Source organism: Nocardia sp. CDC160, from assembly GCF_035818795.1.
Classification (GTDB): Bacteria; Actinomycetota; Actinomycetes; order Mycobacteriales; family Mycobacteriaceae; genus Nocardia.
In genome coordinates, this window is record NZ_JAYKYT010000004.1 from 689,866 (window position 1) to 699,814 (window position 9,949).

6 protein-coding genes and 1 pseudogene are annotated in these 9,949 nt (G+C 68.5%); 2 read left to right on the forward strand and 5 right to left on the reverse strand.

Annotated elements, in window-relative coordinates:
• The first annotated feature begins 2 nt into the window (after window positions 1–2).
• Window positions 3–962 (forward strand): MvdC/MvdD family ATP grasp protein, encoded by a 960-nt coding sequence (locus VMT40_RS24755; RefSeq protein ID WP_326361125.1) that lies wholly within the window; start codon window positions 3–5, stop codon window positions 960–962.
• A 104-nt stretch (window positions 963–1,066) separates the two neighbouring features.
• Here the strand turns inward: VMT40_RS24755 and VMT40_RS24760 are convergent, their stop codons facing one another.
• From VMT40_RS24760 to VMT40_RS24775, 4 genes are all read right to left on the reverse strand, one after another.
• Window positions 1,067–1,312 (reverse strand): helix-turn-helix domain-containing protein, encoded by a 246-nt coding sequence (locus VMT40_RS24760; RefSeq protein WP_033087059.1) that lies wholly within the window; start codon window positions 1,310–1,312, stop codon window positions 1,067–1,069.
• An 83-nt stretch (window positions 1,313–1,395) separates the two neighbouring features.
• Entirely contained in the window at window positions 1,396–3,027 is a 1,632-nt protein-coding gene (locus tag VMT40_RS24765) for an ABC-F family ATP-binding cassette domain-containing protein (protein WP_326307549.1), read from the reverse strand.
• Window positions 3,028–3,189: 162 nt separating this feature from the next.
• Window positions 3,190–3,873: an alpha/beta fold hydrolase gene (locus VMT40_RS24770; protein ID WP_326361127.1), complete on the reverse strand. Its 684-nt coding sequence runs from the start codon at window positions 3,871–3,873 to the stop codon at window positions 3,190–3,192.
• 130 nt (window positions 3,874–4,003) lie between these two features.
• Window positions 4,004–4,969, reverse strand: a complete 966-nt coding sequence (locus VMT40_RS24775) for a helix-turn-helix domain-containing protein (RefSeq protein WP_326361129.1) — start codon at window positions 4,967–4,969, stop codon at window positions 4,004–4,006.
• A 123-nt stretch (window positions 4,970–5,092) separates the two neighbouring features.
• On the opposite strand from VMT40_RS24775, the gene VMT40_RS24780 reads away from it, so the two are divergent.
• On the forward strand, window positions 5,093–5,857 hold the full coding sequence (locus tag VMT40_RS24780; protein WP_326361131.1) for a thioesterase II family protein: 765 nt from the start codon (window positions 5,093–5,095) through the stop codon (window positions 5,855–5,857).
• Between the two features lie 40 nt (window positions 5,858–5,897).
• Here VMT40_RS24780 and VMT40_RS24785 read toward each other — a convergent pair.
• Window positions 5,898–9,716, reverse strand: a pseudogene (locus VMT40_RS24785) (type I polyketide synthase); the annotation flags it as partial.
• Window positions 9,717–9,949 lie beyond the last annotated feature (233 nt).

The window sequence follows — 9,949 nt, forward strand, 5'->3', positions numbered from 1 at the left end:
AGATGCCCGCCCGCACCATGGGTTCGGTCCTCATCGTCACCGAGGCCGAGGACCTGCACGGCGACGCCCTGGCCGCCACCCTGCGGAAACACCACGGGCACACCCCGATTCGGCTGGACATGCGCGACTTCCCGCGCGAGAACGGCACTTTCCGGCTGGGCACCGACGGTTCCTACCGGACCCTGTCGCACATCTTCGGCCTCGACGACGTCACCTCGGTGTGGTGGCGCAGGCCCCATCCCGTCAGCGTGCCCGCGGGCCTGAGCGACGAGGACGACACCTACCGCCGCGCCGAATGCGACGGTTTCCTGCAAGGACTGCTCTGGTCGGTACCGGCCCTGTGGGTCAACGACCCCGGGGCCGACCGCACCGCCGGGCGCAAGATCGTGCAGCTCGAGACCGCCTACCGCGCCGGATTCGCGGTGCCCGAAACCCTCGTCACGAATGACCCGGACGAGGCGTGCGCGTTCATCGAATCACGGCCCGGCCCAGTGGTTTACAAACGAACCGGTACGGTCCGCGGCGCGTTCACCGAGACGCGCATCTTCACCCCGGCCGATTTCGACCGCCTGCCCACGATCCGCAACTCCCCCACCATCTTTCAGGATTACATCCACGCCGAGAGCGATCTGCGCATCGTCTGGGTGGACGGCATCGAGTGGGTGGTGCGCATCGATTCGCAATCCGGTGTGGGACGGGTGGATTCGCGCCTGGACACCTCGGTGGCCTTCACGGTCGATCGCCTGCCCGCCTCGGTGAGCAAGTCGCTCACCACGCTCATGGGCGCGTTGGGGCTGGCGTTCGGCGTGCTCGATCTGCGCGTGGGCCTCGATGGCGAGTTCTACTTCCTGGAGGTGAATCCCCAGGGGCAGTTCGCCTATCTCGAAATCAAGACCGGTCTGCCGATTTTCCAGAGCCTCGCAAACCTGCTGGTTCTCGGCGACGGGACCGTGCTGTCCTGAGCTCGCGTGGGCCGCGCGTCATCGCGAATCGTCCGAAATCGCAAGTCGTCGACCGGCTTTCGCCGGTCGAGACCCTGCAATCCACTCCCGGAACGGGAACGACGCTACTTGCCGGCCTTGGCAGCCTTGCGGCGGTTGGCACCGCCGCGACTGCGGAGTTGCACATGCGACTCCACCAGCACGTTGTGGATGAAGCCGTACGACCGCCCGGTTTCTCGGGCTAGTGACCGGATACTCGCCCCGGCCTCGTACTGCTTCTTGAGCTGGGATTGCAGGCGATCTCGGGACTTCCCGGTGACGCGCGTGCCTTTACCCAATACGGCTTTACCCTGTGCGGGCCTGTCACTCATGGCTATCCTCCGAGTCGCCGTGGGCGCCTCATTCCAGGTTAGAGACTCGGATGCCTGTGATCAACGAAACCGTGTGATCAGTGTCACGCCAACTGAATCAGTTCCAGATAATCCTGGGACCAGTGGTCCTCGGTGCCGTCCGGGAGCATGATCACGCGCTCGGGATTGAGCGCCTCGGCCGCGCCCGGATCGTGGGTCACCAGCACCACCGCGCCCGCGTAACTGCGCAGCGCATCGAGCACCTGCTCACGCGAGACCGGGTCGAGGTTGTTCGTAGGCTCGTCCAGCAGAAGGACATTCGCGGCCGAGGAGACCAGACCGGCCAGTGCCAAACGGGTTTTCTCACCACCGGAGAGCGTGCCCGCGGGCTGGTCGAGCTGCGGACCGGAGAACATGAACGCGCCGAGCAGACCGCGCAGATCCTGTTCGCCCGCGTCGGGGGCGGCGTGGCGAATGTTCTCCCACACCGTGGCCTGATCGTCGAGGGTGTCGTGCTCCTGGGCGAAATATCCGATTTTCAGGCCGCGGCCCGGGTCGATCTGCCCGGCGGTGAGGGTCTCCACGCCCGCCAGCAGCCGCAGCATGGTGGTCTTGCCCGCGCCGTTGAGGCCGAGGATGACCACGCGACTGCCCTTGTCGATGGCCAGGTTCACGCCGGTGAAGATCTCGAGCGAGCCGTACAGCTTGGTCAGATTGGTGGCCATGAGCGGCGTCTTGCCGCAGGGCGCGGGCTCGGGGAACTTGATGCGCGCCACCTTGTCGGCCACGCGCACGTCGTCGGCCTCGGCCAGCATGCGCTCGGCGCGCTTGACCATCTGGTGTGCCGCAGCGGCTTTCGTGGCCTTCGCGCCGAGCTTGGCGGCCTGCTGCTTGAGGGCGGAGGCCTTCTTCTCGGCATTGGCGCGCTCGCGCACGCGGCGCTGCTCGTCGGTGGCGCGGGCGTCGAGGTACTTCTTCCAGCCCATGTTGTAGATGTCGGCCTCGCCGCGCACGGCGTCGAGGAACCACACCTTGTTCACCACGTCGTTGAGCAGTTCGACATCGTGGGAGATGACGATGAGACCGCCGTCGTGGTTCTGCAGGAACCCGCGCAGCCAGTTGATGGAGTCGGCGTCGAGGTGGTTGGTGGGCTCGTCGAGCAGCAGCGTGGTGTCGGACTTGCCGCCGGAGCCGTCGGAGGCGCTGAACAGGATGCGCGCCAACTCGATTCGACGACGCTGACCACCGGAGAGCGTCTTCAGCGGTTGATTGAGCACCCGGTCCGGCAGCGCGAGGCTATTGCAGATCCGCGCGGCCTCGCTCTCGGCCACATACCCGCCCAGCGACGAGAATCGCTCCTCGAGCCGCCCGTACTTGCGGATCGCCTTGTCGCGCTCCTTCTCATCGGCCACCTCGGCCATGAGCGCCTGCTGCTTTTCCATCTCCCGCAGCAGCGAGTCCAGCCCGCGCGCCGAGAGCACCCGATCCTTGGCCAGGATCTCGAGGTTGCCTTCCTTCGGATCCTGCGGCAAATAACCGATTTCGCCCGAACGGATGACCTTGCCCGCGTATGGTTCACCCTCACCGGCAAGAATCCGCAGCGTCGTGGTCTTCCCCGCGCCATTGCGGCCCACCAGCCCGATCCGATCACCGGCCTGCACCCGCAGCGCCGACCCCGGCGCCGTCAGTAGGGTGCGGACTCCGGCCCGGACCTCCAGGTCGGTCGCGGTGATCACAAGCGTCTCCTCGGGTGCAGCGCGGATGCGGGTCGGTAACTCATCGATTGTGTGCCGTGCCGACACACAAGAACCACCGATTTTACCCGGGTCAGCGCAACCACTCCCCACGGGCCGTTGGCCTACCAACGGTTGTCGGCAGGCCAACGGTGTTGCGATCGGCTACGTCGCTTCGGCGGCGGTGCGGATGAGGTTGGCTACGGCTGTTGGCTGGGAGATGTAGATGGCTTGGCTGCCTGGGGTTTGGGCGAGGGTGGCGCCTATGCGTTCGGCCATGGAGAGTTGGGCGGGGGGTGGGATCATTTTGTCGTCGGTGACGTGGAGGTACCAGCTGGGCTTGGTGCGCCAGGCGGGGTTGGTGATGGGGCCGCCGAGGGCGTCGAGGCCCCAGGGGACTTGGGAGTCGGCTAGGAAGGTGGCGTCGGGGGTGAGGAGGTCGGCGGCGAAGGAGTCGTGGAATTTGGCGCGGTCGAGGAAGAGGTAGCCGTTGATCGGGGGGAGGATCGGTGGTTGGGGGGCGTCCTGGGGGAATCCGGCGATGAGGGTGTTGACCGATTCGTCCTTGTCGGGGGCGAAGGCGGTGATGTAGACGAGGGCAGTTACCTTCTCGTGGGTACCGGCCTCGGTGATGACGGCGCCGCCGTAGGAGTGGCCGACCAGGACCGCGTCGCCTTCGACGCCGTCGAGGATCTGGCGGGTGGTCGCGGCGTCGTCGGCGAGGGATTTGGTGGCGTTCTGGACCACGCGTACGGGGTAGCCGTCGCGGGTGAGCTCGTCGTAGACCTTGCGCCAGCCGCCGCCGTCGACGAATCCGCCGTGCACCAGAACGATTGTCGGTTTGCTCATGGCAACCTCTTCTCTAGGCGGGGTGGCTGGTCGCACACCCCGGGGGAACTTCCGTCACATCGTCGGCCGCCGCCCGCCGTTCCGACTTGGACTGTCGCGCACACGATCCGGGCGAGAGCGCACCGCGTGCTCAGGTGGCAGTCGGGTAGCCGCGGCGCATCTCGCCGGGACTGACGCCGTAGGCCGCGCGGAAGGCCCGGTTGAAGCCGCTGATGTCGCCGAATCCATTGCGATGCACCAGGGTTGCGATGCTGAGGTGGGCGAGCCGATGATCGACGAGTTGCGCTCGGACGCACTCCAGGCGGCGACGGCGGATATAGAGCGCGACCGACTCGTGCTCGGCTTGGAACAGCTTGTGCAGGTACCGCGTCGAAATGTTCACCGCCGCAGCGATTTCGCCGGGCGACAACGTCGGATCCGCCAGATGCTGCTCGATATGCGCCTTGATTCGCATCATCAGACTCCGCTGCGCGGCGTCGGCGTGCCCGGCCGAGTCGGGTGTGGCGAGCAGGCACAACGCCAGATCGGTGGTGCGCGCGAGTATTTCCTCGGACCGCTCCTCCGCCACCTCCCCACCGTGCCGAATCAGATCGAGCACGAATCTACCGACCACCCCGGACAGACCGTCCCGCCCCGACAGCGCACGCCCACTGGCCGCCCGGCGCTCGATCTCGCTGAGCGCCACCGCATCCGACGGCACAGACAGCACCGACACCGACCACGGCCGGGTGAACGTCCACGTGAACGGCCGCGAATTCTCGTACACCACAAAATCACCCGGTGCGAGCGCGGCCACCCGCCCATCCTGCTCCAGCGCCGCCTCCCCCTCGGTCAGTACCGCGATCTGGAAGAACGCCGCATCCGACTGCCGGATGCACTGCGCGGTCCGCCGGTGGACGTGCGGGCTCGCGGTCAATTCGGCGAACAACAGCCGCCCGCGCAAGGTGCCCTCCAGCCGCGCCGTCGGCTCGGGGGAGAAATCCCAGCCCTCCAGATTCACCGGAGCGAACGTATCGCCCAGCACATGATGCCAATAGTCTTCCCGCTCAGCGGGTTCGACATCTTCGGTCGATGCGGCAATGTCCGGCACAACCATCAATCTTCCGCGCGGGACGCGTCGGCGAGGTGGGATTCGAGATGACCAATCGATGACGATGGTCGTGCCGACGGTGCGTCGGCGATTACGGTGGCGGTGGAGTCGTTCGGGAGGTATGTCGGGATGGTTGTGGTGGGTGAGATGAATCAGCGGTGGATTCGGCGGTTCAGTCCGGCGCCGGAAGCCGGGGTTCGGCTGGCTTGTCTGGCGCACGCGGGTGGGTCGGCCAGTTATTTTCTGCCGGTTGCGCGGGCGTTGGCACCCGGGTGCGAGGTCTTGGCGGTGCAGTATCCGGGGCGGCAGGATCGGCGGTTGGAGAAGGCGTTCGAGAGTGTCGGGGAGCTCGCGGACGCGGTGGCCGAGCAACTGCTGGCGTGGACGGATCGGCCGCTGGTGATTTTCGGGCACAGTCTCGGGGCGTTGGTGGGGTTCGAGGTGGCGGGGCGGCTGGCCGACAAGGGATGCGAGCCTGCGGCGCTCGTCGTTTCCGGGCGGCGGGCACCGTCTCGGGTGCGGGTGGAGAACGTGCACACGCGGACCGATGACGGGATTCTCGCCGAGCTGAATGCGCTGGGCGGCACCGATCCGCTCGCGCTGGCCGATCCGGAGATGCGGCAGCTGATTCTCGATGCGCTGCGCGCCGATTACACGGCGGTGGAGACCTACCGGTACACCGAGCGCGCGCCCTTGCGGGTGCCGATCTCGGCGCACATCGGCACGGACGATCCGCGGGTGACCCTGGACGAGGCACAGGATTGGGCCCGTCACACCACGGGCGGATTCGAACTGCACACCTATCCGGGTGGGCATTTCTATCTGAACGACCAGGCCGCGACGGTGATCGCCAACCTGCGCCGCGTCTTGGCCGCGGCGCAGACCGGGTCATAGCCGATACTCACGGCACGTCGACACCGAGCCAGTCGTCGACCGCGCGGGCGACCACTTCGGCATGTTCTTCCATCATGGTGAAGTGGTTGCCCAGGGCGTCCACGACCGTATGCGGGAAATCCCAAGTCGTATGCCAATCTTCGCCCTCGGGCCACGGGCCGGTCGGTTCTCCCGCGCGCACGAGCAGGACCGGCGCGTTCATGTCGGCCAGCTTCCAGGTCGCCAGCAGCGGCGTGAACCACGCGCCCGCGGTCACTCGGTGATCGTCCATCGGCGTGTACGCGCCTTCGCGCTCGAGGGTGCCGAGCATGAGGGCGTCACTCCACGCCGCCATGACCGGGCTGTCGGGCGAGTAGGTGTCGATCAGCACCACGCGCTGCGGGCCCGCGCCCAGATCCTCGAGCCGACGGCAGATCTGATTGGCCATGAGACCGCCTGCAGAATGCCCGACCAGCACGAAAGGCTCACCGTCGGTGTGGCGCAGGATCGTTTCGGCCTGCAGGCGCACGCTGGCGGCCAAGTTGGCGGGCAGCAGTTCACCGGCCGCGTAGCCGGGGTTGACCAGTGCGTGCACGTCGCGTCGGCCGCGGAAGATCGAGGCGAAACGCGCGTATTCGTGCGCCCCGGACAGCGGCGAGAAGGTGCAGCAGCAGATCAGACCCGGCCGGGCATCGCCCTGGGCGAGTCGCGTCATGCGCAGCGTGCCACCGAATTCCGAGGGCTCCTCGAACTTGGGCCGGAACTTGGAGATCTCCACCAGGCTCAGAGCGAATTCGGTGGCCTGGCCGACGCGGTTGGCGTCCTGCCAGAGTCGGCCCAGCATCCCACCCGATTGCGTTGTCGCGGTGCCGGTTCCGGTGAACGCGCCCAGCAGGTGCTTGGCGAGCTCGCCGGGCGTGGGGTGGTCGAAGGACATGCTGCTGGACAGTTCCAGGCCGGTGACCCGCGCCAGGCGGTCGCGGAGCTCGACCGCCGAGATCGAACTCAGCCCCAGTTCCAGGAACTCCCGGTCGCGCGCGACCGATTCCGAATCGTCGTGGCCTAGGACGAAAGCCGCGTGGTCGAGCACCAGATCCAACATCACCTGCTCGGGGTCGGTGGTCTCGGCCAGCCGCTGCCGCAGCATGTCGGGCGAGTCGAGGGCGGTGGTCGGCGCGCTGGCTTGCACCGAAACCTGGACGGACCCATCCGGCCAGTAGCGGCGGTGTTGGAAGGCGTAGGTGGGCAGGTCGATGCGCCGACCGCCGGAAAGCACCCGCTGCCAGTCGATTCCGACGCCTCGGACGTGCAGTCGAGCCAGTCCGGTCATCAGGGCGGTGCCCTCGTCCCGGTCGCGTCGCAGCAGGGGTACGAAGGCCGCGTCGGCGGTGGCGGGGACGCAGTCGCGGCCCATGGCCGCCAGGACGGCGTCGGGTCCGAGTTCGGCGAAGGTGGCGACGCCCAGCCCGTGCAGTCGCCGGATGCCGTCGTGGAACCGCACGGGTTCGCGCACGTGCCGCACCCAGTAGTCGGCGTCGTAGGAGTCGACGAGTTCGCCGGTCAGGTTGGATACCAGCGGAATTCGGGGCTTCTCGTAGGTCAGTCCCTGGGCTACCTGCCGGAACCGGTCGAGCATGGGCTCCATACGCGCGGAGTGGAAGGCGTGGGAGACGTTCAGCCGCTTGGCTTTCCGGTCGCCGACCACCTTCGTCACGGCTTCTTCGTCACCGGAGAGCACGACGGACTCGGGTCCGTTCACGGCGGCGATGCTGACCCCGTCGACGAGCAGCGGCACCAGTTCCGCTTCCGAGGCCCGGACCGCCATCATGACCCCGCCCGCGGGCAGGGCACCCATCAGTCGGCCGCGGGCGCTCACCAGGGTGCAGGCGTCGGCCAGCGACAGCACGCCCGCCACGTGTGCGGCGGCGATCTCGCCGATGGAGTGGCCGATCAGGAAATCCGGTGTCACGCCCCAGTGTTCGGCGAGCCGGAACAGCGCCACCTCGATCGCGAACAGCCCGGCCTGGGTGTGCTCGGTCTCGTCGATCGGACCGTCGTCGGCGAACAGCACCTCCCGCAGCGAGCCCGCGCCGCGGACGTCGTCGAAGGCTCGGCACACCTCGTCGAGTGCCGCCGCGAACACCGGGGACGAGCCGTACAGTCCGCGTCCCATGCCCGCGCGCTGCGCGCCCTGACCGGAGAACAGGAACGCGAGCCGACCGGGCCGCACCACGCCGTCGACGAGTTCGACGGCGGTGCCGCCGGAAGCCAGCGCGTCCAAGGCTGCCACCAGACCCTCGGCGTCGTCGGCCACGATGACGGCCCGATGTTCCAGTGCCGCACGGGAAGTGGCCAGCGAGTAGGCGATGTCGAGGGCGTCGGCCCGGTGGGCCAGTGGCCGCAGCCGCACCGCCTGTGCGCGCAGCGCCTCCCGGCTGCGACCCGAAATCAGGTAGGGCAGCGGGTATCCCGGACGGTCCGGGACGGCCTCGCCCGTCGCGACCTCGGAGACCCCTACGGGCGGGGCCTGTTCGAGGATGAGGTGCGCGTTGGTGCCGCTGATTCCCATGGAGGACACCGCGGCCCGGCGCGGCTTGCCCGTGTCGGGCCAGGCCCGCGGCTCGGCGAGCGGTTCGACCGCGCCCGCCGACCAGTCGACGTGGGGCGAGCGGGCGTCCAGGTGCAGGATCCGCGGAATCCGCCCGTGCCGCATGGCCAGCACCGTGGCGATCACCCCCGCCACCCCGGCCGCGGTCTGGGTGTGGCCGATATAGGACTTCAGCGCGGCGAGCAGCACCGGCCGATCCCGATGCTGGCCGTAGGTCGCGAGCAGCGCCTGCGCCTCGATGGGATCGCCGAGACTGGTTCCGGTGCCGTGCGATTCGACCACGTCGATCTCGGCGGCGCTGAGCCGGGCCGCGGCCAGGGCCTGCCGGATCACCCGCTGCTGCGACAGCCCGTTGGGCGCGGACAGGCCGTTGGACGCGCCGTCCTGATTGGCCGCGCTGCCGCGCACCACCGCCAGCACCGGATGCCCGTGTCGGCGGGCATCGGACAACCGCTCCAAGACGAGCATGCCCACCCCCTCCGACCAGCCGGTGCCGTCGGCCGCCGCGGAGAACGGTTTGCAGCGCCCGTCCGCGGCGAGCCCGCCCTGCTGGGCGAATTCCACGAACAGGCCCGGCCCCGGCATGACCGAGACACCCCCGGCCAGGGCCAGCGCGCATTCGGAGCGCCGAAGCGCGTTGCAGGCCAGGTGGATCGCTATCAACGACGAGGAGCAGGCGGTGTCGACGGTCAGCGCGGGCCCCTCGAGCCCGAGCGCGTACGCGATGCGCCCGGACATGACGCTGGTGGTGTTGCCGGTGAGCAGGAACCCGCCGACGCCCGGGGTCTCCGCGGCGGCGAGGGTGTCCAGATACCCGCAGTAGGCTCCGCCGACGTACACCCCGACCTGCTCGCCGCGCAGACTGTCGGGTGCGAGTCCCGCGCGTTCGAGTGCCTCCCAGGCCCCTTCGAGCAGCAGCCGCTGCTGGGGGTCCATGGCCAGCGCCTCGCGGGGCGAGATCCCGAACAGGTCGGCGTCGAAATCGGCAACGTCGCCGAGGAATCCGCCCTCCACCGTGCCGGAGTACTCACCCTCGATCACCCAGCCGCGGTCGGGCGGAAATGGTGCGATGGCGTCGCGGCCGTCGTCGAGCAGCTGCCACAGCTCCTCCGGGGAGGTGACCGCCCCGGGCAGGCGGCAGCTCATGCCGATGATGGCGATGGGTTCGTCCGCGGCGTCGGTGAGGCGCTTGTTCTCCTGCCGCAGGGTCTCGTTGTCCAGCAGCGTGCTGCGCAGTGCGTCGACGAGGTCGTCGAATTCCGTTGTCACCGTTGTCAATCCTTGTCGCGAGCCATGCGGATCAGCTCCGCCACGTCCATGGTCTTGATCGCTTCGCGCCGGTCGGGGGCGGTCGGCGCGGGAGTCGCCGGGGCGGCCGGTTCGGCGAGCCGCAGCAGCGCCTCCAGCAGTCCGGCCTGCCGGAACCGTTCCACCGGAACCGAATTCAGCACCCGACGCAGCCGCGCCTCCTCGGAGTCGTCGGACGCCTCGGGCAGCAGTTCGCC

Coding starts and splice junctions, on each gene's coding strand:
- VMT40_RS24755 (WP_326361125.1), top strand. CDS start 3: ATGCCCGCCCGCACCATGGGTTCGGTCCTCATCGTCACCGAGGCCGAG.
- VMT40_RS24760 (WP_033087059.1), bottom strand. CDS start 1,312: ATGAGTGACAGGCCCGCACAGGGTAAAGCCGTATTGGGTAAAGGCACG.
- VMT40_RS24770 (WP_326361127.1), bottom strand. CDS start 3,873: ATGAGCAAACCGACAATCGTTCTGGTGCACGGCGGATTCGTCGACGGC.
- VMT40_RS24775 (WP_326361129.1), bottom strand. CDS start 4,969: ATGGTTGTGCCGGACATTGCCGCATCGACCGAAGATGTCGAACCCGCT.
- VMT40_RS24780 (WP_326361131.1), top strand. CDS start 5,093: ATGGTTGTGGTGGGTGAGATGAATCAGCGGTGGATTCGGCGGTTCAGT.